Genomic DNA, 23,338 nt, shown 5'->3' on the forward strand with positions numbered 1-23,338 from the left:
CAATGAACAATGTCATTGCGGCTGCACAAAATAAACGAGAGTTGTTTGCTCGTTTCGAATACAAAATTTCCCCATAAAAAAAACTGTCTACAGGAATGTACACAGTTACATGGAAATTATGTATGCCTGGTATGCCCATTGTTCTTAACTTCATTCCAAATACAAACTCAAATAGACCTTCTTCCAAACGTAAATTTTGAAAAAGGCAAATGGAATGAAAATATCCAATTGATTGGATTAGTTAAGAACGACACCTAACATACAACATACTCCCTTTTTTTAGAAAAAATTAACTCTTTCTCAAGATACAATAAAGAGTAATTTTTGTCAAAATGAATACTCTATTTTATGCAAATTTCAAAAATGTGTAACATAATTGACCGTTTCTTGATTTGTTCAGCAAGTATTATTAGAGTAGGTCAAATATTTTTAGGTGGTATTTATGATTGATACGCAAACAGAGCATGCTCTAACCAATGAATTAATAGAACTCTTACATTCATCAGGGAGAATAATTGAAATAAAAAAAGGGACATTTCTGTTCCAAGAAGGACAGGCTGCTTCAGAAATGTTTATGATTCTCTCTGGAAGAATCCAAATTTCAAAGATGAATGCTGAAGGCCAAGAATTATACCTCCGCCTATGCTCTCTTCATGACATCGTTGGAGAATTAACCCTTTTTACCGAAGATCCACGTTATATTTTCAATGCGAGAGTAATAGAAGACGGATATGTGGCTGGTATACAACTAGATTTACTTGAGAAAGCATTATTCCAGAACAGTAATCTCAGCTATCAGTTTATTAAATGGATGAACGATCATATTAGAAGGACCATGACTAAATTTCGAGATTTAGTGCTCTATGGAAAAAAAGGGGCTCTCTACTCTACATTAATTCGCCTCTCTAACAGCTACGGCCTCCCTCAAGAGGATGGTATTCATATCAATGTACCGATTACTACACAAGATTTAGCACACTTCTGCGGTACAGCCAGGGAAATCGTTAGTCGAATGCTGACAGTATTAAAAAACAAGAAAGTAATCTCAATGGATCATAAAAAAATCATCATTCATAATCTTGACTATCTCAAAAAAGAAAATGATTGCGAAAATTGCCCAGCCTCCCAATGTACCATTGATTAAATGGGTTCATTTGCAATATGAATGTTCACGAAATATCCACATCTTTTTCATAAAAATTTCATTATCCTTTATAGTAGGAGGGAGAAATTATGAAAAAAATCTATCTTATATGTAGTTTAACTCTGTTCATCGGGATTACGGCAGGAATCTCGTTTTTTCTTATTCGGGATGCAAGTGCTAAAGTACCAGCCAATGTTACGTTAATCGATCAGAATGGTGAGGATTATAATTTCAGCGAAGATTCTAAACTAAAACTAATCGAATTTATTTATACCCATTGTCCGGATATCTGCCCTACCACTACTCAAAAAATGGTTCAATTAAAGGCCGATTTAGAAAAAAACAACGTGTATGGTAAAGATATTGAGTTTGTTACCATTACGATTGATCCTTACAGAGACACACCAGAAGTGCTGCTAAAATATATGAATGCTTTTCAAATCTCAAATAATAATCATTGGATTTTCCTTACTGGCGATCAGGAAAATATTAAAGCTGAACATGAAAAGATTAGAGAAATTGCGGACTCATTACAATTTCAATATAAAGACCCTGGTAATGGGCAATTTGTTCATACATCTTTTACCTATTTAATCGACGGAAACAATAAATTTATTTCCAAGTTTCCAATGGGAGAAGATTTTGACAAACAAGAAGTCTATGAAGAGATCTTGGATGAAATTAAATAATTTGCAATAAAAAAGCGGTTAGTCCTTGGGATTAATCGCTTTTTAATACCTATTTAGTTCACGGATGAAGGATACTTTTTTATTTGTTGCAAAGATAATAGGTAGTTGGACTTTGGTTTTGTGAGACTTGCTTTTATTCCAGCCTGTTTTAACTTATTAACGAGTTCAGTAAGTTGCTTTTTCGACATACTACTTCTCACCCACTTTATTCCTTCAATACTTGTTTACCCAATTCTACAACAAAAGTATGAATAAAGTGTGAAAACTACGAAAAAAAATTAGAAAATTTTTCTTCAATTTGTTTAAATTTCTCCAACGTTTTTTTCTCATTCAACAAAGAATTCGCTCTTAAACCTTTTTAATGGTATAATTAATAGATATTTTGCTGTTGGAGGATATTAAAAATGATAACTGTAAGTAATGTAAGTTTAAGATATGGTGACAGAAAGTTATTTGAAGACGTAAACATTAAATTCACACCTGGAAATTGTTATGGTCTGATTGGTGCAAATGGCGCTGGAAAATCGACATTTTTAAAAATATTATCTGGAGAAATCGAATCTCAAACCGGTACGGTTCAACTAGGTCCTAATGAACGGATGGCTGTTTTAAAACAGAACCACTTTGAATACGAGGAACAGGAAGTATTAAAGACCGTTATCATGGGGCATACAAGACTTTATCAAGTGATGCAAGAAAAAGATGCCATTTATATGAAAGATCCCTTCACTGATGAAGATGGTATGAAAGCTGCAGAGCTTGAGGGTGAATTTGCTGAATTAAACGGTTGGGAAGCCGAGCCTGAAGCAGCGATTTTATTAAAGGGTCTAGGCATAGGAGAAGACTTACATTATAAAAAAATGGCTGAATTAACTGGTTCAGAAAAAGTAAAGGTACTTCTTGCTCAGGCTCTCTTTGGCAGACCTGATGTATTACTGCTGGATGAGCCGACGAACCACTTGGATATTAATGCAATTCAATGGCTAGAAGAGTTCCTAATAAACTTTGAAAACACAGTCATTGTCGTATCCCATGACCGTCATTTCTTAAATAAAGTTTGTACACATATTGCAGACTTAGACTTTGGAAAAATTCAAATTTATGTAGGGAACTATGATTTCTGGTATGAATCAAGTCAATTAGCTACAAGACTGACTTCTGATGCAAACAAAAAGAAAGAAGAGAAAATAAAAGAGCTTCAGGCTTTTATTGCTCGTTTTAGCGCAAATGCTTCTAAGTCGAAGCAAGCTACTTCTCGTAAAAAGTTATTAGACAAAATTACACTCGATGACATTCGTCCTTCCTCACGCCGCTATCCGTTCGTAGGGTTTACTCCTGAACGTGAAATCGGCAATGATTTATTAAGAGTTGAAGGATTAACAAAAACCATTGATGGTGTAAAGGTTCTTGATAATATTAGCTTCTTTATGAATAAGGAAGATAAAATCGCTCTTGTTGGGACCAATGAAGTTGCTAAAACAACACTATTTAAAATACTAATGGGTGAAATGGAAGCTGACAGCGGTACCTTTAAATGGGGTATTACCACTTCACAAGCTTATTTTCCTAAGGATAACTCCGAGTATTTTGAAAACAGTGATTTAACTCTTGTTGATTGGCTTCGCCAGTTCTCCCCTAAAGATGAAAGCGAAAGCTTTTTACGCGGATTCTTAGGAAGAATGTTGTTTTCTGGTGAGGAAGTGCTTAAAAAAGCAAGTGTCCTTTCTGGGGGCGAAAAGGTACGTTGTATGCTTTCAAAAATGATGTTAAATGGGGCAAACGTTTTACTTCTTGATGAGCCGACTAACCATCTTGACTTGGAATCCATTACAGCATTAAATAATGGTTTAATAAACTTTAAAGGGTCTCTTATTTTCTCCTCACATGACCATCAGTTTATTCAAACCATTGCGAACCGAATTTTCGAAATAACACCAAATGGTTTAATGGATAAGCAAATGACATATGATGAATACCTTGAAAATAGTGAAATTCAAAAACAAGTTGCTGAAATGTACAATAAATAAATTAAAAAGCGGGCACCCGATGTGCCCGCTTTTTTTAATCTTTCTTTTGTTTCCTGCGTGATGACGATGCTGTTCTATTTCCAGTTTCTGTTGTGGTTGTTCCTTGGCCTTCTACTTGTGGTGATGCCAAGCCAATGGTAGATGGATCCTTTTTACGCTTTCCCATAGTTACACCTCCTTTTTTAGTTTTTGAAGTTTGTCGGGACTTATACAGAATAATTAACGAGTACTTTGGGATGATAATTTAATGGAGGAGGTGTTTTGTATGGCGAAAATTGGAGTAGAAGAATCTTTAACAGATATTCAACAAGCTTTAAGGGAAAAAGGGCATGATGTCGTTCAATTGAGACAGGAATCAGATGCACAGAACTGCGATTGCTGTGTTGTTACTGGTTTAGATTCCAATGTAATGGGAATGCAGGATACCCAAACAAAAGGTTCAGTCATTGAAGCACATGGAATGACTGCAGATGAAGTATGCCAAAAAGTCGAAAGCAGACTTCAGTAGCAAGAGAACAACATAGGAAAATGTTCGATTATACTTAAAACTGCCGCCCAGGCAGTTTTTTTATGCCCTACTTTAAGGAAGTATATTCTTTCGTTATAATAGAAAGAGGAAACTTTGATAGATTATGAGAGGAAGTAATTCATGAGAAAATCTTTTTTTGTCGGTCTCTCCATTTACTTATTTATTGGCCTGTCGGCATGTTCCCCTGAAAAATCACAACAACAAACAAAAAAAATTGAATTAACGATTTCGGCTGCTGCCAGTCTTAATGAAGCACTTGTAGAAATAAAAAAACAGTTTGAAGAAAAGAATCCACAAATTAAACTTCTCTACAATATTGGTGGATCGGGTGCATTGAAACAACAAATCCTTCAGGGAGCTCCTGTCGATATATTCCTCTCCGCTTCCCACGATCAATTTAATGAATTAATTCAGGAAGCCATAATAGATCGTGAAAAGCAAATTGACTTATTAGGAAACCAACTTGTTTTGATTACCAACAAAGAAAATCAGTTCTCATTAAACGGATTTTCAGATCTGGGACTTAGTCAGGTTAATAAAATTGCCATTGGAATACCTGAATCTGTTCCAGCTGGTAAATATGCAAAACAAACTCTTGAAAATGCTGGAATATGGAAGCAATTAGAACCTAATCTCATACAAACAAAGGATGTCCGTCAGGTCTTAACATATGTTGAAACAGGTAATGTGGATGCAGGGATTGTTTATGCAACTGATATTAACAGTTCAAATAAAGTAAAGGTTGTTGCAACTGCAGATGAAGAGACACATGATCCTATTGTTTACCCTGCCGGTATAATAAAGTCTACTTCTCATAAAAATGAGGCTGAGTTGTTTCTCACCTACTTACAAAGTACTTCAGCAAAAACCATTTTTAAAAAATATGGATTTAAAGTATTGGATTGATGATGATGTTTTCAAATGATTTTTGGCACCCGCTTAAATTTTCTCTAGAAGTTGCTTCCATTTCTGTCATTATTGTCTGTTTTTTTGGAATCGTATTTGCGAGACTATTATACAACAAGAGTTTTAAAGGAAAAATGCTGCTCGAGACTTTTCTTATGCTTCCAATTGTTCTTCCACCCACGGTGATAGGATTTTTATTGATTTATTTTTTTGGCAGGCACAGTCCCGTTGGTGCTTTTATTGAGGAATTCTTTCAACATTCCATTATGTTTACACCTTGGGCTGCGATTATTGCTTCCACCACGGTTGCTTTTCCGTTGATGTACCAATCAGTAAAACTAGGTTTTCAAGCTGTGGATATTGACATAGAAAATGCGGCACGCGTTGATGGCGGAAATAAAATGAAGGTATTTTTATTTGTTTCCCTTCCCTTATCTCTTCCTTCGGTTATTTCAGGTCTTATTATGAGCTTCGCACGGGCACTAGGTGAATTTGGCGCCACCTTAATGTTTGCAGGGAATATACCAGGAAAAACACAGACTGCTCCAACCGCAATTTACGTGGCAATGGAGTCTGGAAACATGAGTTTAGCTTGGTCATTTGTTCTTTCAATGGTGGTCATCTCCTTCCTCATGCTTCTGCTTTCAAACTTCGTACAAAAAAAGCCATGAATAAATTTTCATGGCTTTTGCTAATACTATTGTTTTCTTACCAGCTTTTTTCGAACTCCAAGAAAGACACCCGCAAATGCAAAAAAGATAATCCCCAAAAAGATATTGAAACTGCTTTTTTCGCTAGCTAACTCCTTTTCTTCCTTTATACTTACATGTTTTGGTTCTTTTACTTCAAGCTGTAAAGATTGAATGACTTGTCCATCGTTCATTACTTCCAGGACCCCATTTTTGGTGATATCCTGTTCAGAGCCATTGATATGTTCCGTTACCAAAGTATTTGTTTTAGGATGATATATCTTTTCTTCCACTGTAAAAAGCTCGTTTTGTTTTACCACTCGATGATGAAAGTTTTTTAACCCATATTCAATAAGATTTTCAGTATCGTCATACGATTCATTACTACTATCCGCTTTTAGAACAATCGCAGTAAGCTTTATTTTATCATTTTCAGCCGTTGTTGCTAACGTATGTTTGGATTCATTTACAAACCCCGTCTTCCCGCCTGTAATACCTTCAAAGGGGATTTCTCCTTTTAGTAGACGATGGTGTGTCAATATGGTTGTTTGCCATGACTTTCCAATCCAATCAAGCTCTTTTGTTCTAAAAATCTCCGAAAATACAGGATTTTTTTTTGCGTAGTTTGTGATCAAGGCTAGGTCTAACGCCGTTGTATAATGGTTTTCATCAAATAATCCATTCGGGTTGGTGAAATGAGTATCACGAACACCAACTTTCTCTTTTAGATAGGCATTCATATTTTTTGCAAACTGCTCTACTGATCCATCTACATGTTCAGCGATTGCTACAGCTGCGTCATTTCCTGAGTTTATCAACATTCCCTGGATCAACTTTTTTAAAGGAACCTTCTCTCCTTCTTCTAAATATACCTTCGTCCCATCTTCATTTACCGCCCTAGAGCTTACAGTTACAACATCCTCAAGGTTTGCATTTTCAATCGCATAAATAGCACTCGCTATTTTCGTCAAACTCGCAGGATATAATTTTTCCTCACTGTTTTTATCATATAAAATTGCACCTGTTTCTGAATCCATCAGAACAGCTGCTTCACTTTTTATCTCTAGAGCCTGTTTTTCTTCTGCATATGTGATCAATTGGTTTGATAAAATGAGAAATAGTAATGCAATGAACGATACAAATTTAGCCAAGTTACAACATCCTTACCTTTTCTTTATCACCTGATTTTATCAAATTATAAAAGCATGTAAATATATATAGGAAATTTGTTATTAAAACGAAAAAAATTCAGCGTTTACTTGAAATAATCGTAATAATAAAAGGCTTTACCATAAGGACTGTACTGAACAAAAATGGTACCAAATAATATCCTAACCGGTAGAATAAAAGGACAGCAAGTACCTTTTCCTCCGGTACATATAAGTATTGCATGCCCCAGATAAACACCAAATCGAAGGATCCCAGACCGCCTGGAATCATGCTAATAATACCTGCACACGCCGCTACCACATAAACAGGAAACAGCTGTTCAAAGTTAAGAGGTATGTTCATCATCAAGGTTAAAAACCAAATACCGCCAAATACTGCTGTCCACTCAAACAAAGAAATACAAAATAATTTTACAGCTTCTCCTGAAGTTATGAAAGTTTGCTTGTTCCTGCTTTTATTAACAACATTTAATCCCCAAAAAAGAGGTAAATAGCAAGACACACTCAAAACAGCTAAAAAAAGCCACTTCGTTTGTACAAAAATGGGATGATCTCGGAAACCCACTACTACTAGTAAGGCTAAGAGCGCCATCCCTGTCATATAAAAGAAGGTAATTACTGCAATTCCCCCCACTAGCCTTCGCTTATCATTTTCTAGTTTATGATAAAAGTAGGTTCTTAACATTGCACCAATTAGACCGCCAAAACCAAACAGATTTGAGTAGGTGTTCACGATAAGTGCCTGTTTTATGACTGTTTTTGTTCTTGCTCGTAACCCCAGAATCTTTATTAACATAAAATCATAAAACAGCATTGGTAAAACAGCAGCAAACATAACACTAAATATTAGAAGCAAAGCACTAAATTGCAGTTGTCCAATTTCATTTTGTAGTAAACCAACATCTAAATTCCCGATAAACTTTTTTAATTCTAGGATTACAATTATTAATAATAGAAGCGGGAAGATAAATTTTACAAATGTAAACCATTTTTCTTTTTTCATTCTCAGAATACCACCTATTTTTTCAATGCTGTCTATTCGAAAAAACGCTTCTTTTATATGTATATGTATGAGCACTAGAAAAAAATTATAAAAAAGAGACAAGTTTCCCTCCCTTGTCTGCATAAACATGATATAGGACAAATTATTGAGGAGGTTTAAGATGAAATTCTTAGTTTTAAAGAAAGATACACTTGTGTTTATTTTAGCTACGGCATTTTTACTAGTAATCATTTCTGCATGGTTTATGTTAAAAGCCGGCGATACCGCAGTCTTCAATCAAATTTCTAACGAAAATACTAGAGAAATTCATATGGTGACGGTTGAGTATAAATCTAAAATGAAAGATGGTAAGGAAATTGAGGTATACCGCTGGGATCCAGGGACTATTAATGTTGAAACGGGAGAAAAGGTAAACTTGTACATCAACGGAATTAATGGAGAAGAACATCCATTTTATATTGAAGGGACTGACATTAAAGGAACTGTTAAAAAAGGGGAAGAAACTATGATCCCTCTGCAAATTGATAAAGAAGGGACTTATCGATTGATTTGTGAAATCCATAGTGACAGAGACCATAATGGTCCTATGATTGCGGATATTATTGTCGATTAAAAACAGGAGATTCAATCTCCTGTTTTTTCATTGCAAGTTGATATCTGTTTCATAGGTTTCCACTATGAACGTGTTGATATCATTGTGTTTGTCTTATATAACAGATTAAACAGATATCAAAATAATTATAGTACAGATTTCCCCTTTTCAGAATTCGTTCATAAAAAGTTCAAAACAAGCCACGAAAAAACCCTTATAAACATGACTTCACAATTTGTTAACAATATGTGCGATTGCATTCACAAAAAATCTGTTACACTCTAGTTAAGAAATAGAAAGAAACACTGTAATAGTAACTTTTTATATAAACTTACGAGGTGAATAAACATGGAACAATGGAAAGGTTTCACAAAAGGTACTTGGACAAAAGAAGTTAACGTACGTGATTTCATACTTAAAAACTATAATCAATACGAAGGTGACGACAGTTTCCTTGCAGGTGCAACTGACGCAACAAACAAGCTTTGGGAACAAGTAATGGAATTAACAAAACAGGAACGTGAAAAAGGCGGAGTCCTTGACATGGATTCTGAAACAGTATCTACTATTACTTCTCATACTCCTGGTTACCTTAATGAGGAACTTGAAAAAGTGGTTGGTGTACAAACTGACAAGCCATTTAATCGTTCAATGCAGCCTTTCGGCGGAATCCGCATGGCTAAAGCTGCATTAGAATCTTATGGTTATGAGTTAAACCCAGAAATCGAAAGATTCTTTACTGAGTTCCGTAAAACTCACAACCAAGGTGTTTTTGATGCATACACAGACGAAATGACACTTGCTCGTAAAGCTGCGATTATAACAGGACTTCCTGATGCTTATGGCCGCGGACGAATTATCGGTGACTATCGTCGTGTTGCATTATATGGTGTTGATTTCTTAATCAACGAAAAACAAATAGATAAAAAAAATACAAGCAAAGTTATGACAGAAGACAATATGCGTCTTCGTGAAGAAATCGCTGAGCAAATTCGTGCATTAAATGAATTAAAAGAAATGGCCAGCAGTCATGGCTTTGATATTTCTCAGCCAGCAACAACAGCTGCAGAAGCATTCCAATGGTTATACTTTGGTTACTTAGCCGCTATTAAAGAGCAAAACGGTGCCGCAATGAGTCTTGGCCGTGTATCAACTTTCTTAGACATTTATGTAGAGAGAGACTTAGAAAATGGCACTTTAACAGAGGTAGAAGCACAGGAGCTGGTTGACCATTTTGTTATGAAGCTACGTTTAGTGAAGTTTGCTCGTACTCCTGATTATAATGAATTATTCAGCGGTGACCCAACTTGGGTAACTGAATCAATTGGCGGTATGGCTCAAGATGGTCGTTCACTTGTAACAAAGAACTCTTTCCGTTTCCTGCACACATTAGATAATTTAGGTCCAGCTCCAGAACCAAACTTAACTGTTTTATGGTCACCACAGCTGCCTGAAAACTTTAAAAAGTATTGTGCAAAAATGTCAATTAAAACAAGCTCTATCCAATATGAAAATGATGATATTATGCGTCCTGAATATGGCGATGATTATGGTATTGCTTGCTGTGTTTCCGCTATGGAAATCGGCAAACAAATGCAATTCTTCGGCGCTCGTGCAAACCTTGCAAAAGCCCTGCTCTACTCCATTAACGGCGGTGTAGATGAAAAACTAAAAATCCAAGTTGGTCCACAATATCAGCCAATCACTTCTGAAGTATTGAACTATGAGGAAGTAATGCAAAAGTTTGACCTAATGATGGAATGGCTTGCAGGTCTTTATATCAACACCCTAAATGTCATTCACTATATGCACGATAAGTACAGCTACGAAAGAATTGAAATGGCATTACACGATACTCAAATCTTACGTACTATGGCAACAGGTATTGCCGGTTTAAGTGTTGTAGCTGACTCCTTAAGTGCCATCAAATATGGTGAAGTAAAAGTCATTCGCGATGAAAACGGTCTTGCGATTGATTTTGAAATAACTGGCGATTACCCTAAATACGGAAACAACGATGATCGGGTTGACAGCATTGCGGTGGAGATCGTAGAAACATTTATGAAAAAGCTGCGTAAGCACCAAACCTACCGTGATTCCGTTCATACTATGTCAATCTTGACGATTACTTCAAACGTTGTATATGGTAAGAAGACTGGAAATACACCGGATGGCCGTCGTACTGGCGAACCATTTGCACCAGGTGCAAACCCAATGCATGGCCGTGATACCAAAGGTACACTTGCTTCTCTATCTTCCGTTGCTAAACTGCCATACAGCTCAGCAATGGACGGAATTTCTAATACTTTTTCTATCGTTCCGAAAGCATTAGGAAAAGAAGAAGAAAGTCAGGTTCGCAACTTAGTTTCTATCTTAGACGGATATGCCATTAAAACCGGTCACCATCTAAATGTCAACGTATTTAATAAGGAAACATTAATGGATGCCATGGAACATCCAGAATTATATCCACAATTAACTATTCGTGTTTCTGGATATGCGGTTAACTTCATCAAATTAACAAAAGAACAGCAATTAGATGTAATCAATCGTACTTTCCACGAATCACTTTAATTCGTAATACGGAGCTCTTTTAAAAGGGCTCCTGCTTTAAAAATAAAGGGGGATCATCATCATGAACGGAAATATTCATTCTATCGAAACATTAGGAACTGTCGACGGACCAGGTATACGATATGTTGTCTTTACACAAGGCTGCCTTTTACGCTGTCAGTTTTGCCATAATGCTGATACATGGGAAATCGGCAGCGGCAAGCAGATGTCTGTTTCCGAAATCATGGATGATCTTATGTCCTACCTTCCCTTCATTCAGTCCTCTGGTGGAGGAATCACGGTTAGTGGCGGGGAACCACTATTACAACTGCCATTTCTCATAGAATTGTTTAAAGAATGTAAAAAGAAAGGGATTCATACTACAATCGACTCTTCTGGAGGCTGTTTCTCGCATTCTAAATTATTTATTGAACAGCTTGAAGAGTTATTACAGTATACAGACCTGATTTTACTGGATTTAAAACATATCAACCGCAAAAAACATATTCAATTAACCGGGATGGCTAATGACCATATTCTTGAATTTGCCAAGTTTTTATCTGACCATAAAGTACCCGTTTGGGTTCGCCATGTTCTGGTTCCTACCGTTTCCGATGATCCTCAGGATCTTCAAAAGCTTGGAGAATTTATTGGTACACTGGAAAATGTACAAAAGATCGAAATTCTTCCCTACCATAAGCTTGGAGTTTATAAATGGGAGGCACTTGGACTTGAATATCCATTACATCATGTTGAGCCACCATCAGAGGAAAACGTAGATTTCGCCTACAAAATGATTACTACCCACTGGAACAAACCATTAATGACAAAATAAGAAAAATGCTGCTTAGAAGGCAGCATTTTTCTTATTTTGAATGAATATTTCTACAATGTTTTTCCCAGTAGAATTCAATTGCTTCTTTACTTCATCTCCATTATACTCATAACATTAACAGCAAAAAGCGAGGTGATTATTTTTGTACCAGCTGCTCATTGATTTTACTGATACTAACGCATTAGAAACCATTTATCTGAGTTTATATTTTGGGGTAATTATTAAATTACTTTGGGCGTGGAATGTGGAGTATTGCTTTATGGGTTCCATAAGCGAGCCTGCACATACAAAAATAAATCACCCATTATTAACCTATAAAAAGAATGGCTCTGTAAATAGCAATATTATTCTTATTCGAATTTTTAAATACATTCGTAGAAAAGAAAGTTCACAGGATGATACAGATGAACCTATTTCCTCCTTCCTATACCAAGTAAAAACAACTTAAACAACCCTAGGAGGAAATATGATAAAAAAGCGTTCTTTACTGACAATACTACTGATAACATTAATGACTTTCTTTCTTTCAGCCTGTTCAGCAGCAGACGGCAAAAACACCGGATTTTTCCATTCGTATTTTGTTGAACCGTTTATTGTTTCTATTCACTATTTAGCGGAGCTGTTCAATGGAAACTATGGATTATCTATTATTCTCATTACTCTACTTATTAGACTTGTATTAATGCCGTTTATGCTTAAGCAATATAGAAGCCAAATGGATATGAAAGAAAAAATGGATGGTCTGAAACCAGAAATGGAAGCTATTCAAGCCAAGCTAAAAGCGGAAAAAGATTCAAAAAAGAAACAAGAGTTGCAGCAGGAACTGATGGGTCTATATCAAAAGCACGGTGTCAATCCTTTAAATATGGGCTGTTTACCCCTTTTGATTCAAATGCCAATTCTTACAGGATTTTATTATGCGATTCGTGGTTCTGAAGAGATTGCAAGTCACCGTTTCCTATGGTTTAGCCTTGGAGACCCTGATATCATCATTACCCTGCTTGCGGGTGTGATTTATTATTTCCAATTTAAAGTTTCTCAGTCTAGTATGCCAGCTGCTCAGCAACAGCAAATGAAATTTATGGGGCTGTTGTCTCCACTCATGATCGTCATGTTTTCATTTAGTTCACCGGCAGCGCTACCGCTATATTGGGCAGTAGGCGGTACGTTTTTAATTCTACAAACCTGGTTAAGCAGAAAACTATATCGGAAAGTAAAAAATACAGAAATGAATGCTAGTACAAATTCGTAATAGTAAAAAGAAGCATTGGAGCTCAATGCTTCTTTTTACTGTACACTAAGTTTCCTTGCTAATTCCTGCTTTACAGTTCCCCACTCCTCTTGAAGAATGCTATAGAAGACAGTATCACGAACATATCCACCAGAAATTTTCCGATCCTTCCGGAGTGTTCCTTCTTTTACTGCACCTATTCGTTCAATTGCACCTTGTGAACGGAGGTTTCTGGAATCTGTTTTAAGTTGAACACGCCTTAGTTCCCAGACTTCAAATGCATGTCGTAAAAGCAGGTATTTACATTCTGTATTTACTCTTGTTCTCCAAAATTCCGGACGATACCAAGTAGAGCCGATTTCTACACTACTATGTTCTGGTAAAATATCAAGATATCGGGTACTGCCAATAATGCGGTCCTCTTGATTCACAACTGTAAAAGTGTAATCAATCCCTTTTTCCCGATTCAGCATAGCTGAAACAATCATCTTCTCCATTTCATCTTTACTTCTTATCGTAGTAGCCATATAGGTCCATATTTTGTCGTGTTTAGCTGCTTCCCACAATCCTTCGAGATGCTCGAGGCTGATTGGAACTAATCGTACCATTTCCCCTTTTAACTCAAAAAGCTCATTCCACAACTCCATTTCTCCATATCCTCCCGTTTCTTTGTAAAAAAATAGACTGTAGGCGTGAGCCATCAGTCAAGATTTTGAAAATATTCTTTGTAAAATCCGCCTACTTTTCCGGTATTGTCGATAATATAATAAAACTCTTCGGTTTCATTTTTAACCTCATAGGTTTTTCCAGCCGTTAGGGCATTATTTACAATATATTTTTTTGCATCTGTATGGACACATTTTACTTTTTTTACGGTCTCACGCTCACGCCATGTTAAATGAATCATGCTTGCACCGTTCCTTTCCGTTGATAACTATTCCTAAGTATAATCAAATGGAACAGTGTAGTGCAACTATATTTCATTGGTGTCATAATAAATATTTTAATGTTTTTAATATGACAAATTTGTGAAAAAGGTTCTCAAATGTTAAGAAAACGATTACAATATTAAAAACTGAATATTCAATCCACTATTCCGAGGAGGGCTTGTCAAATTGAAAATAATGAGTAACGAGCTGTTGGTGGTAACGTATCGGGATGCTTTAAAATCTGGAAAGGAAAAAGAATGGATAAGGATATTAAAAGATGAAATCAAACGTCGTGGATTGAGGCCATTTAAAAATCAATAAATGATACTTTCATACTTAAGAGCCGCCGAGCAATCGGCGGCTTTTTCATACAAAAATAAAATGCCGGTAATCCGGCCTTAAAACAGTTATAAAAATCCTTTTGTTAATTCAAACAGTTTAGTTGGGAATAAAGGGTTCTTCCTTTTTTCGCTCTGAGATGAGTCGATTAATTCTTTTACCTCGCTAGGTAATTCCGTATGTCCACAATTTAGGCAAGTTTGAATTATGGTACTTCTACTGAACATATTAATACCATCTTCCGTTGTATAGGCAACATGTTCCTGACAATCAACCAAGCGGTGGTGGTGAAATTTTGACGCCCTCATTTTAAGCAAGCTTCCTTTCTATTAGAGATTATACTTCTATTATAATATCTAATAAGGAAAAATAGCTGTGGAAGAATTTAGAATTTTCGCTCATTCGTTACAATTCCATGAAATAAATATGAAATTTTCCCAATACAGGCTCAGATTCTCCCTTTAATTTCCTTGTTCTTTTTTACCATTAGCTTATCTAATTCCGCTATCACTTTCATGCTGGCATCGTCCGAATCATCTGCATGGATATCGATGAATTTCCCATCATATTCGTGGGTTGCATAATCATAGCGCGGATCGTAATAATGTTCGAGCAAAATACCAATCATCCCTTGATATTCCTTATTTTCTAATGAATGAATTAATGCTTTTTTTATGTCATTATCTTTTATCCGTCTTAGAATTTTTTCAATTCCAATCGAGATTTGACTGTGATACCAAGGTTCATTCTGATAGGGCAAGACATATTCATTCACTAATTGCTTAACTCTTTGTTCTAAAGGTGTGTGGATGTATATATTGATACCCTTCATTTTTTTATTCATAAGCTCTTCTGGCTGAGCGGCTTTCCCAATTCGTTTGCTTTCTGCTTCCATGACAAAATAAGCAGAACCTTTTATTTCTTGGAGTTCCTTGTATAAAAGTGAATCAAATATCTTTTGATTATTACCTTCCCCGATCCCAATCGTTCCAAAAATAGAGCCTCGATGTGCAGCCATTTCCTCAAGATCTAGTGTCGGGTAACACAGTGACTTCAATTTTTTCAAGACCTCCGTTTTACCTACACCTGTTAAACCATGTAATACAACTGCTGTTTCTGGAAACATAGTCGGGATTTCTTTTAGAATAAATTGACGGTAAGCTTTATAACCGCCTTCTAATTTCATAGCATAGATACCTGCAAACTCTAAAAAGGTAACAACTGCCTTGCTGCGCATTCCCCCGCGCCAACAATGGACCACTAATTCTTCCCCGTCTGACATCGCTTCTTTAATTTGTTTCAGAAGACTAGGAATTTTAGGTGAAACAAACTCCATTGCCCGCCATTTTGCTGCTGCCTGTCCTTCGTGTTTATAGATGGTACCAATAACCTCTCGCTCTTCATCCGTAAATAAAGGAATATTAATTGCCCCAGGAATTGCACCATCCTTAAACTCAATAGGTGAACGAATATCAATGATGATTGTATTCTTCCTCGTTAGTAGTTCCTCAACTGTAATATCCTTCATTTATATTAACTCCTCAAATTTTCTATAAAACAAACAAAACTTCCAAAAATGGAAGTTTAAAATCAAAACAGAAAGGGATATCCCTAATACATAAATGCTAGAAGTTCATTAAAAGTATAGTCTAATTATATAAGAGATATACGATGGTATCAAGAATACAATCCTGCCAATTGATATACATGCTATTACATTTTGCTTTTTGCCAATTAAAAAAGTCCACCCACAATGGGGCAGACTTGAAAAAAATTACCGGACGTTTTTTTCAGGTTTAAGAACAGACATAAAGCTCTCCAACTCAGTTAAATCATCCTTATATAATAAATCGACGATTTTACTTCCGACAATCACTCCATCACAATGGGCTGTTAGCTCGTGGATTTGTTTTTCAGTTGATATTCCAAACCCAGCAACTACCGGAATTGGACTAATTTCTTTCACAGTCTTTAAAAATTCTATTACTTCTTGATCAAATTCGTTTCTCGTTCCCGTGATCCCTTTAACGGTAACTGTATATAAAAATCCATTGCCTCGACTTGAAATTTCTTTGATTCTTTCTTTTGGAGAGGTCAACGTAACAAGTCTAATCAATTCAATTCCTAGGTCTTCAAATTCATCTGCAATTAGGTCCTCCTCTTCAATCGGAAGATCAGGAATGATACAGCCGTCTATCCCAGCGTTCGCTATATCTTGTGCAAATGCGGATATCCCATAGGCATAGATAGGATTTAAATATGTCATAAGGACGATAGGAATTGACACCACATCCCTTGCCATTGCAAGTTCTTTAATGATTCCTCTTAGTGTTGTTCCATTTTGGAGCGCTCTTATGCCCGCTTGTTGAATGGTCGGACCGTCTGCAACTGGATCAGAAAAAGGAACGCCAATTTCGATGAGTGTAGCACCGAATTTTTCTAACGTAATAAGACGCTCTGTCAGGTTGCTTAGCCCGCCATCTCCAGCCATAATATAGGGGATAAAAGCCTTCCGCTCCTGATCTTTTAACATCTTGAATGATTGTTCAATTCTATTCATTATACTCTCTCCCTTTCTAACCTTTCTTTAACGGCCATTACGTCCTTATCCCCCCGACCGGATAAGCATACTACGATATTCTCTGTTTCCTTCATTTCAGCAGCAAGTTTAACCGCAAATGCGATGGCATGAGCACTTTCAAGTGCTGGGATGATTCCTTCTAGTTTTGAGAGAAGCTGAAATGCGTCTAAAGCTTCTTTATCTGTAATGGAATGATATTCTGCTCTTCCATTGTCTTTTAAGTAACTATGTTCAGGTCCAACTCCTGGATAATCAAGCCCCGCCGAAACAGAATGTGCCTCTATAATTTGGCCTTCCTCATCTTGCAGTAAGTACATTAATGCCCCGTGCAGTACTCCTGGTTTTCCTTTTGTCAGTGATGCGGCATGGAAAGCAGTGTCTACCCCTTGTCCTGCTGCCTCCACTCCAATTAGACGTACTTCTTTGTCCTCAATAAACGGATGGAACATTCCAGCAGCATTACTGCCCCCGCCGATACAGGCAACGACTGCTTCTGGAAGCCTTCCTTCTTGTGCAAAAAACTGCTGTTTTGTTTCCTTGCCAATTACACTCTGAAAATCTCTTACCATAACCGGAAATGGATGTGGTCCCATAACTGACCCTAGAAGATAGTGAGTATCATCCACATGCTCAACCCAGTAGCGTAACGCTTCATTAACTGCGTCTTTTAAGGTGGCGCTTCCGGAGGTAACACTAACAACCTTTGCTCCAAGAAGCTCCATACGGAAGACATTTAACGCTTGTCGTTTGATGTCTTCTTCTCCCATAAAAATAATACATTCAAGATTCAACAATGCACATACTGTTGCGGTCGCCACACCATGCTGACCTGCACCCGTTTCAGCAACAATTTTTCTTTTACCCATTCTAATCGCTAAAAGTGCCTGACCAATGGCATTGTTAATTTTATGAGCACCTGTATGATTCAGATCCTCTCGCTTAAGATAAATTTGAGCACCGCCAGCATATTTTGTAAGATTTTTTGCGAAATAAAGCGGTGTCTCTCTCCCGACATATTCCGATAAGTATCCATTTATTTCTGCTTGGAAGCTTGGGTCATCTTTTGCAATTTTATAAGCTTCATCCAACTCTAGAACTGCTTTCATCAACGTTTCTGGTACAAACCTTCCGCCATAAATACCAAATTGCCCTTTTTCATTCGGTAGTGTATATGAATTCATTCCTTGTTCCTCCTGTTTGGCTCCCTTTAGCCTTATTAATGAATGTCTGGATTTTATCCAGATCCTTTTTTCCGTCACTTTCAACACCGCTGCTGACATCGACCATGTATGGTTGGATTAGCTTAATGGCTTCTTTGACATTTTCTGCATGCAATCCTCCGGCTAGAATGACTTTTTTTCCCTTAAGATCCTTTGCAGTAATACTGTTCCAATCAAAGGCAAAGCCATTTCCCCCTCTGTATTTCCCTTTCGGACCGTCCACCAACAAGTATTCACAAGGATAATCTTCTATTTCCTTTAAATTTAGATCTTTCTCAATACTTACTGCCTTGATGACCGGTAACGATAGAGATTCGCTAAAAGCAGGTGTTTCATCCCCATGTAATTGAACATGTGTGAGTCCTGCAGCTGCAGCAATTTCCTCTATCTTGTCTTTTGTCTCGTTAACAAACACCCCTACCTTTAACACCTCTTTTGGTAAATGAGTTATGATGTCTTTTGCTTTTGAGGCGCTGATCTTTCGTTTGCTTTCTGCAAAAACAAAACCAATTGCATCAGCACCATAATCGATCGCAGCCAAAGCGGTAGTAAGATCCTTAATTCCACAAATTTTCACTTTCATTATTTCAACATTCCATTTAGCGGCAATCTGAAATCTCTGAAGGATTGAGCAAGATCTGGACTCTTCATTAATGCTTCCCCGACCAAAATTCCATTTGCTCCCGCATTGCGTACCCGTTCCACATCTTCCTTGTGGTGGATTCCACTTTCGCTGATTAGGAAGGCACCCATATCCTTTATTGATTTTGCAAGCGACTCTGTTACGTCAAGCGATACGTTAAAGGTCTTTAAATCACGATTATTAACGCCAATCAGCTGGGCACCAAGGTTAAGTGCTTTTTCTAATTCCTCTTGATTATGGACCTCCACTAACACCTCTAAATCCAAGCTTCTTGCATATTGATACAGTTTTGACAGCGTATTCTCATCCAGTGCTGCAACAATTAAAAGAATGATATCTGCACCAAATGCTTGCGCCTGATCAATCTGAATAGAATCAATTATGAAATCCTTACAAAGGATGGGCAGATCAACTGCGGCCCTCACCGCTTTTAAATCCGCAAATGAACCTTTAAAAAAGGTGGTATCTGTCAGTACGGATATAGCCGATGCACCTGCCTTTTCGTAGTGTGTTGCTTGATCTGCAGGTTCCACTCCATTGTTAATCATTCCTTTAGATGGAGAAGCACGTTTGAATTCGGAGATGATTGCAATTTCATCTGCATTCTGTAATTTTTGGATAAAGGATCGTTTTGGCTTCGCTTCTACTTTTATCAAATCTCCTTCGCGAAGTTTTAGGACCTCTTTTTGTTTTTCCTTAATTATCCGATCTAATATCGTTTCCACTTATATCGCCTCTCTTTCCGCTTTCGCTGTCAATTCAATTAATTGGTGTAACTTTTCATAGGCAGCACCTGAATCAATTACATCTCTAGCAATGTTAATACCATCCTTTATGCTTTCTGCCCTTCCGCTTGTATAAATGCCGATTCCTGCATTTAATAACACAGTGTCAAGGCATGCTCCTTTTTCGCCTGAAAGAACCTTTTTAAGAATCTCCGCATTTTCCTTAGAATCTCCGCCTTTAATCGTGCTGTTATCATATTGAGGAAGTCCTACTTCTTCTGGTACAAAGGTTTGAGTGGAAATAACTCCATTCTCTAATAAAGTCAGATAGTTCTCACCCTGCAGGGACGCCTCATCCATTGATCCTGCTCCGTTAATGACTACTGCACGTTTACGTCCTAGGTTTTGCAGAACTTCTGCAAATACAGGTAATAAGTCTTTTCGATAAACACCAAGTACTTGGTAGTCCAAATCCATAGGATTGGTAAGTGGACCAATAAAGTTGAATACCGTAGGGATTCTTAATTGTCTTCTAACCGTCATAATCTTCTTTAATTTTGGATGTACATGCGGCGCAAATAAGAAGGCAATTCCTAGTTCATGGAGAATTTCTTCTGTACGCTCAACAGGTAAATTTAAATTAATGCCTAGATATTCCAGTACATCTGCACTGCCTGTTTTACTTGAAATGCTGCGGTTTCCATGCTTTGCCACAGGAATACCAGCTCCAGCAATTACAAATGCTGATGTAGTGCTTATATTAAAGCTCGAAGAACCATCTCCGCCGGTGCCACAGTTATCTAAAACATCCGGAAACTTCTCACGAAATGGGAGTGTATTCTCCTTAAGACCCTTGACGATTCCAGTAATTTCTTCTACTGTTTCACCTTTTGATTTTAAGCCCATTAAAAAGGCTGCAATTTCACTTTCAGATACCTCTTCCCCTAATATTAAGTCCATTGCCTCTTTCATTTGTGGTTCTGAGAAAGATTCACCTTCAGCTAATTGGAGTAAAAAGTTTTTCATTTCTCTTCTTCCCTTCTATTTCAGTTAAAAAGTTTTGCAACATTTGCTTTCCATTTGGTGTACCAATCGATTCAGGATGGAATTGCAAACCGAATACTGGGTAGTAACGGTGCTTGATTGCCATTATTTCTTGGTCATCTAGTGAATGTGCGACACATTCCAAATCGGGTGATAGACTATCCTTAGCTATTACCAAGGAATGGTAGCGCATTACTTCTAATGGGGAAGTTAAATACGTAAAAACTCCACTGCCAATATGGGTGATTTGCGATGTTTTTCCATGTTTTATATATTCAGCTCTTTTTATTTCACTGCCAAATGCTGCTCCTATAGCTTGATGACCTAAACAAATTCCTAATATAGGAATTTCTTGATATAAACTCTGAATCACCTCAATACAAATTCCTGCATCTTCTGGTTTTCCAGGACCCGGTGACAAAATAATGGCTTTCGGATTCATATCCTTTATCTGTTGGATTGTAACCTGGTTGTTTCTAATAACAGTTACTTCCTCACCTAATTCACCTAAATATTGATAAAGGTTAAACGTAAAGGAGTCAAAATTATCGATAAGTAAAATCATTATTCACCCTCCAAAAAGGCTTTTAATTTATTTATGGTTTCTTCATACTCAGATTCAGGGTTGGAGTCATGGACAATTCCTGCACCTGCCTGTATATAAGCAGTGTTGTCTTTTAGTATCATCGTTCGAATCGCCAGGGCAAAATCCATATTTCCATTAGCAGATAGATAACCAATTGCACCGGAATAAAGACCTCGTTTTGATTTCTCCAATTTATTAATAATCTCCATCGCCCTGATTTTCGGTGCCCCTGATACAGTGCCTGCGGGGAGACATGCTGCCAAAGCATTAAGACTGCTATGTTCTCCTTTTAACGTACCGCTAACTTCTGATACGAGATGGATGACATGCCGAAACTTTTCAACCTCCATATACTTATCAACAGTTACAGAGCCAAATTCACAAACTCTTCCTAAGTCATTACGTCCGAGATCAACGAGCATTTTATGTTCCGCTAATTCTTTTTCGTCACTCTTCAATTCTTTTGCAATTAGCTGGTCTTCCTCAGTTGTTTTTCCTCTTCTTTTTGTACCTGCGATTGGATTTGAGAAAACCTGTGATCCCTGAGTTTTTATAAGGCTTTCAGGTGATGAACCTATTACCGTGTAACCAGCGAAATCAATATAAAACATATAAGGCGTTGGATTGTGAGCACGGTGCTTGCGATAAAGTGATAACGGTGTGCCATGATACGGTGATTTCATCCGTCTAGAGAGAACCACCTGAAAAATATCGCCAGCTTTGATGTGCTCCTTCGCAATTTCTACATTTTTTATAAAATCTTCTTTCGATGTTTCTGACTGAAAGCCTGTAAATTCGAATGGAGAATCATCTTGATAAATTACTGGTTGTTTCAGTTCTACAATTATTTGATCGATCCTTTTTTCAATTTCACTATCATCTGTTAAAGGAAGACCACAAATTGTTATTTTTTCTTCAAGGTGATCAAAAACGATAACAACCTCATAAAACATCAAATGGACATCGGGCATTTGCAGACCGTTCGGAAATTCTTCACCAATGACTTCAAATTGACGGATTATGTCATAACCTACGTACCCTACTGCCCCGCCAATGAACGGGAAAGGTGCTTCATCTATTTTTGGGAGCAATGTTTTAATCAGTTCAAGTGGATTTCCTATTAAAACATTTTTATCTCCATTTCGATATAAGATTTCATTGGAATCACCCGAAGATATGAGTTCAAATGCCGGGTCAGATCCAATTATGGAATACCGGCCAGAGTCGTGGTATTTATGTGAACTTTCCAATAAAAATTTTTTATCTCCGCTAATTTTCTGTAGTATGGAAATAGGAGTGAATGTATCCCCTTTTAATTCTTTTATGAAAAGTCCGCTTTTTGTTTTCATGTACCATTCATCCTTTCGTAAATAAATAAAAAAATCGTCCTCTATACGCATAAAAAACTTTATGCATATAGAGGACGATTCTTAGACCGTGGTGCCACCTCCCTTTGAAGCTGAATGTCAGCTTTCTCTTTTAGATACAGAGCTATCACTCGATATCCTATCCTTTTAACGGTGGAAGTCCGTGCTGCCCTACTGTAAATTCAGGAAGCCTCTCGCAAGTCCATTCGACAAATCCATTCTTACCGGGCTCTCACCTTCCCCGACTCTCTGAAAAGAATGTAATAAGTGTACTACTCTTGCTCACAGATTTAATTATTTTTTTATAAAAACAAAAAGGGCCCTCCATCCTAAAAGGACGGAAGACCCGTGGTGCCACCTTAATTAGCTAATAAATCAGCTCACTTTACCGATATCGAAGCATTTGCTTGAATATCTGTCTCTTTTAACGATGAGATCTTCGCCAAAGCCTACTGACCCTATAGGAGGTTCGGTTTGGAGGCTCCGAAGTCCATTCACTAATACGTCTACACTGATTTGCACCAACCATCAGCTCTC

At 37.1% G+C, this 23,338-nt stretch carries 25 protein-coding genes and 2 other annotated features (1 of these 27 running past the window's edge); of the genes, 12 read left to right on the forward strand and 13 right to left on the reverse strand.

Features of this window, described 5'->3' with window-relative positions; genetic code table 11:
• The first annotated feature begins 442 nt into the window (after positions 1–442).
• From AC2TFD_RS20130 to AC2TFD_RS20140, 3 genes are all read left to right on the forward strand, one after another.
• Complete coding sequence (locus AC2TFD_RS20130) at positions 443–1,144, forward strand: Crp/Fnr family transcriptional regulator (protein WP_484673827.1); 702 nt, start codon at positions 443–445, stop codon at positions 1,142–1,144.
• An 89-nt stretch (positions 1,145–1,233) separates the two neighbouring features.
• Entirely contained in the window at positions 1,234–1,833 is a 600-nt protein-coding gene (locus AC2TFD_RS20135; RefSeq protein ID WP_335519853.1) for an SCO family protein, read from the forward strand.
• Positions 1,834–2,237: 404 nt separating this feature from the next.
• Positions 2,238–3,860, forward strand: coding sequence for an ABC-F family ATP-binding cassette domain-containing protein (locus AC2TFD_RS20140; RefSeq protein WP_335569765.1), 1,623 nt, complete (start codon positions 2,238–2,240; stop codon positions 3,858–3,860).
• Between the two features lie 34 nt (positions 3,861–3,894).
• Here AC2TFD_RS20140 and AC2TFD_RS20145 read toward each other — a convergent pair whose 3' ends face one another.
• On the reverse strand, positions 3,895–4,026 hold the full coding sequence (locus AC2TFD_RS20145) for a YuzL family protein (RefSeq protein WP_335569764.1): 132 nt from the start codon (positions 4,024–4,026) through the stop codon (positions 3,895–3,897).
• A gap of 99 nt (positions 4,027–4,125) precedes the next feature.
• Between AC2TFD_RS20145 and AC2TFD_RS20150 the strand changes: the two genes are divergently transcribed.
• The 3 genes from AC2TFD_RS20150 to modB all read left to right on the forward strand — a co-directional run bounded on the left by AC2TFD_RS20150 (position 4,126) and on the right by modB (position 5,966).
• Positions 4,126–4,368: a YkuS family protein gene (locus AC2TFD_RS20150; protein WP_335518882.1), complete on the forward strand. Its 243-nt coding sequence runs from the start codon at positions 4,126–4,128 to the stop codon at positions 4,366–4,368.
• Between the two features lie 141 nt (positions 4,369–4,509).
• Entirely contained in the window at positions 4,510–5,295 is a 786-nt protein-coding gene (gene modA, locus AC2TFD_RS20155) for a molybdate ABC transporter substrate-binding protein (RefSeq protein ID WP_484673828.1), read from the forward strand.
• A 2-nt stretch (positions 5,296–5,297) separates the two neighbouring features.
• The gene (modB, locus tag AC2TFD_RS20160) at positions 5,298–5,966 is read left to right on the forward strand and encodes a molybdate ABC transporter permease subunit (RefSeq protein WP_484673829.1); all 669 of its coding nucleotides are present in this window, start codon (positions 5,298–5,300) and stop codon (positions 5,964–5,966) included.
• A gap of 26 nt (positions 5,967–5,992) precedes the next feature.
• Here modB and AC2TFD_RS20165 read toward each other — a convergent pair whose 3' ends face one another.
• On the reverse strand, positions 5,993–7,135 hold the full coding sequence (locus AC2TFD_RS20165) for a D-alanyl-D-alanine carboxypeptidase family protein (RefSeq protein ID WP_484673830.1): 1,143 nt from the start codon (positions 7,133–7,135) through the stop codon (positions 5,993–5,995).
• A gap of 97 nt (positions 7,136–7,232) precedes the next feature.
• On the reverse strand, positions 7,233–8,156 hold the full coding sequence (locus tag AC2TFD_RS20170) for a lysylphosphatidylglycerol synthase domain-containing protein (protein ID WP_335518892.1): 924 nt from the start codon (positions 8,154–8,156) through the stop codon (positions 7,233–7,235).
• 160 nt (positions 8,157–8,316) lie between these two features.
• On the opposite strand from AC2TFD_RS20170, the gene AC2TFD_RS20175 reads away from it, so the two are divergent.
• From AC2TFD_RS20175 to yidC, 5 genes are all read left to right on the forward strand, one after another.
• Positions 8,317–8,769 (forward strand): cupredoxin domain-containing protein, encoded by a 453-nt coding sequence (locus AC2TFD_RS20175; protein ID WP_335518896.1) that lies wholly within the window; start codon positions 8,317–8,319, stop codon positions 8,767–8,769.
• Between the two features lie 327 nt (positions 8,770–9,096).
• On the forward strand, positions 9,097–11,322 hold the full coding sequence (gene pflB / locus AC2TFD_RS20180; protein WP_484673831.1) for a formate C-acetyltransferase: 2,226 nt from the start codon (positions 9,097–9,099) through the stop codon (positions 11,320–11,322).
• 61 nt (positions 11,323–11,383) lie between these two features.
• Positions 11,384–12,136, forward strand: coding sequence for a pyruvate formate-lyase-activating protein (gene pflA / locus AC2TFD_RS20185; protein WP_335569760.1), 753 nt, complete (start codon positions 11,384–11,386; stop codon positions 12,134–12,136).
• Between the two features lie 259 nt (positions 12,137–12,395).
• A complete protein-coding gene (locus AC2TFD_RS20190; protein WP_335512346.1) occupies positions 12,396–12,584 on the forward strand; it encodes a hypothetical protein in 189 nt (62 codons plus the stop codon).
• An 18-nt stretch (positions 12,585–12,602) separates the two neighbouring features.
• Positions 12,603–13,388: a membrane protein insertase YidC gene (yidC, locus tag AC2TFD_RS20195; RefSeq protein ID WP_335569759.1), complete on the forward strand. Its 786-nt coding sequence runs from the start codon at positions 12,603–12,605 to the stop codon at positions 13,386–13,388.
• 35 nt (positions 13,389–13,423) lie between these two features.
• Here yidC and AC2TFD_RS20200 read toward each other — a convergent pair whose 3' ends face one another.
• Positions 13,424–14,014 (reverse strand): GNAT family N-acetyltransferase, encoded by a 591-nt coding sequence (locus tag AC2TFD_RS20200; RefSeq protein WP_335569758.1) that lies wholly within the window; start codon positions 14,012–14,014, stop codon positions 13,424–13,426.
• A gap of 53 nt (positions 14,015–14,067) precedes the next feature.
• The gene (locus AC2TFD_RS20205; protein ID WP_335512343.1) at positions 14,068–14,274 is read right to left on the reverse strand and encodes a DUF6501 family protein; all 207 of its coding nucleotides are present in this window, start codon (positions 14,272–14,274) and stop codon (positions 14,068–14,070) included.
• A 217-nt stretch (positions 14,275–14,491) separates the two neighbouring features.
• On the opposite strand from AC2TFD_RS20205, the gene sda reads away from it, so the two are divergent.
• On the forward strand, positions 14,492–14,617 hold the full coding sequence (gene sda / locus AC2TFD_RS20210; protein WP_420489045.1) for a sporulation histidine kinase inhibitor Sda: 126 nt from the start codon (positions 14,492–14,494) through the stop codon (positions 14,615–14,617).
• 466 nt (positions 14,618–15,083) lie between these two features.
• On the opposite strand, the gene mnmH is transcribed toward sda, so the two are convergent.
• The 8 genes from mnmH to trpE all read right to left on the reverse strand — a co-directional run bounded on the left by mnmH (position 15,084) and on the right by trpE (position 22,783).
• Entirely contained in the window at positions 15,084–16,163 is a 1,080-nt protein-coding gene (gene mnmH / locus AC2TFD_RS20215; RefSeq protein ID WP_335569757.1) for a tRNA 2-selenouridine(34) synthase MnmH, read from the reverse strand.
• A gap of 246 nt (positions 16,164–16,409) precedes the next feature.
• Positions 16,410–17,195: a tryptophan synthase subunit alpha gene (gene trpA, locus AC2TFD_RS20220; protein WP_484673832.1), complete on the reverse strand. Its 786-nt coding sequence runs from the start codon at positions 17,193–17,195 to the stop codon at positions 16,410–16,412.
• Positions 17,195–18,397 carry a tryptophan synthase subunit beta gene (gene trpB, locus AC2TFD_RS20225; protein WP_484673833.1) on the reverse strand — a complete coding sequence of 401 codons (1,203 nt, stop codon included), beginning with the start codon at positions 18,395–18,397 and terminating at the stop codon, positions 17,195–17,197. Before trpB ends, trpA begins: the two co-directional genes overlap by 1 nt.
• The gene (locus AC2TFD_RS20230; RefSeq protein WP_484673834.1) at positions 18,372–19,019 is read right to left on the reverse strand and encodes a phosphoribosylanthranilate isomerase; all 648 of its coding nucleotides are present in this window, start codon (positions 19,017–19,019) and stop codon (positions 18,372–18,374) included. The genes trpB and AC2TFD_RS20230 overlap by 26 nt, the downstream gene beginning before the upstream one ends.
• Positions 19,019–19,804, reverse strand: coding sequence for an indole-3-glycerol phosphate synthase TrpC (gene trpC / locus AC2TFD_RS20235; protein WP_335569753.1), 786 nt, complete (start codon positions 19,802–19,804; stop codon positions 19,019–19,021). Before trpC ends, AC2TFD_RS20230 begins: the two co-directional genes overlap by 1 nt.
• Complete coding sequence (trpD, locus tag AC2TFD_RS20240; RefSeq protein ID WP_335569752.1) at positions 19,805–20,830, reverse strand: anthranilate phosphoribosyltransferase; 1,026 nt, start codon at positions 20,828–20,830, stop codon at positions 19,805–19,807.
• Complete coding sequence (locus AC2TFD_RS20245) at positions 20,802–21,413, reverse strand: anthranilate synthase component II (RefSeq protein ID WP_335569751.1); 612 nt, start codon at positions 21,411–21,413, stop codon at positions 20,802–20,804. Before AC2TFD_RS20245 ends, trpD begins: the two co-directional genes overlap by 29 nt.
• Positions 21,413–22,783, reverse strand: a complete 1,371-nt coding sequence (trpE, locus tag AC2TFD_RS20250; RefSeq protein WP_484673835.1) for an anthranilate synthase component I — start codon at positions 22,781–22,783, stop codon at positions 21,413–21,415. Before trpE ends, AC2TFD_RS20245 begins: the two co-directional genes overlap by 1 nt.
• 67 nt (positions 22,784–22,850) lie before the next feature.
• Positions 22,851–23,096 (reverse strand) — a binding site (T-box leader).
• Between the two features lie 35 nt (positions 23,097–23,131).
• Positions 23,132–23,338: a binding site (T-box leader), on the reverse strand; it runs 43 nt beyond the window's last position.

The organism is Neobacillus sp. plas4, assembly GCF_057221695.1.

Excerpts from the sequence above, each read along its gene's own strand:
- AC2TFD_RS20230 (WP_484673834.1), bottom strand. The coding sequence starts at position 19,019 with ATGAAAGTGAAAATTTGTGGAATTAAGGATCTTACTACCGCTTTGGCT.
- mnmH (WP_335569757.1), bottom strand. The coding sequence starts at position 16,163 with ATGAAGGATATTACAGTTGAGGAACTACTAACGAGGAAGAATACAATC.
- trpB (WP_484673833.1), bottom strand. The coding sequence starts at position 18,397 with ATGAATTCATATACACTACCGAATGAAAAAGGGCAATTTGGTATTTAT.
- AC2TFD_RS20130 (WP_484673827.1), top strand. The coding sequence starts at position 443 with ATGATTGATACGCAAACAGAGCATGCTCTAACCAATGAATTAATAGAA.
- trpA (WP_484673832.1), bottom strand. The coding sequence starts at position 17,195 with ATGAATAGAATTGAACAATCATTCAAGATGTTAAAAGATCAGGAGCGG.
- modA (WP_484673828.1), top strand. The coding sequence starts at position 4,510 with ATGAGAAAATCTTTTTTTGTCGGTCTCTCCATTTACTTATTTATTGGC.
- AC2TFD_RS20245 (WP_335569751.1), bottom strand. The coding sequence starts at position 21,413 with ATGATTTTACTTATCGATAATTTTGACTCCTTTACGTTTAACCTTTAT.
- AC2TFD_RS20200 (WP_335569758.1), bottom strand. The coding sequence starts at position 14,014 with ATGGAGTTGTGGAATGAGCTTTTTGAGTTAAAAGGGGAAATGGTACGA.
- AC2TFD_RS20135 (WP_335519853.1), top strand. The coding sequence starts at position 1,234 with ATGAAAAAAATCTATCTTATATGTAGTTTAACTCTGTTCATCGGGATT.
- yidC (WP_335569759.1), top strand. The coding sequence starts at position 12,603 with ATGATAAAAAAGCGTTCTTTACTGACAATACTACTGATAACATTAATG.
- modB (WP_484673829.1), top strand. The coding sequence starts at position 5,298 with ATGATGTTTTCAAATGATTTTTGGCACCCGCTTAAATTTTCTCTAGAA.
- AC2TFD_RS20140 (WP_335569765.1), top strand. The coding sequence starts at position 2,238 with ATGATAACTGTAAGTAATGTAAGTTTAAGATATGGTGACAGAAAGTTA.
- AC2TFD_RS20205 (WP_335512343.1), bottom strand. The coding sequence starts at position 14,274 with ATGATTCATTTAACATGGCGTGAGCGTGAGACCGTAAAAAAAGTAAAA.
- AC2TFD_RS20150 (WP_335518882.1), top strand. The coding sequence starts at position 4,126 with ATGGCGAAAATTGGAGTAGAAGAATCTTTAACAGATATTCAACAAGCT.
- trpE (WP_484673835.1), bottom strand. The coding sequence starts at position 22,783 with ATGAAAACAAAAAGCGGACTTTTCATAAAAGAATTAAAAGGGGATACA.
- AC2TFD_RS20190 (WP_335512346.1), top strand. The coding sequence starts at position 12,396 with ATGGGTTCCATAAGCGAGCCTGCACATACAAAAATAAATCACCCATTA.
- AC2TFD_RS20175 (WP_335518896.1), top strand. The coding sequence starts at position 8,317 with ATGAAATTCTTAGTTTTAAAGAAAGATACACTTGTGTTTATTTTAGCT.
- trpD (WP_335569752.1), bottom strand. The coding sequence starts at position 20,830 with ATGAAAAACTTTTTACTCCAATTAGCTGAAGGTGAATCTTTCTCAGAA.
- AC2TFD_RS20145 (WP_335569764.1), bottom strand. The coding sequence starts at position 4,026 with ATGGGAAAGCGTAAAAAGGATCCATCTACCATTGGCTTGGCATCACCA.
- sda (WP_420489045.1), top strand. The coding sequence starts at position 14,492 with ATGAGTAACGAGCTGTTGGTGGTAACGTATCGGGATGCTTTAAAATCT.
- AC2TFD_RS20170 (WP_335518892.1), bottom strand. The coding sequence starts at position 8,156 with ATGAAAAAAGAAAAATGGTTTACATTTGTAAAATTTATCTTCCCGCTT.
- pflB (WP_484673831.1), top strand. The coding sequence starts at position 9,097 with ATGGAACAATGGAAAGGTTTCACAAAAGGTACTTGGACAAAAGAAGTT.
- pflA (WP_335569760.1), top strand. The coding sequence starts at position 11,384 with ATGAACGGAAATATTCATTCTATCGAAACATTAGGAACTGTCGACGGA.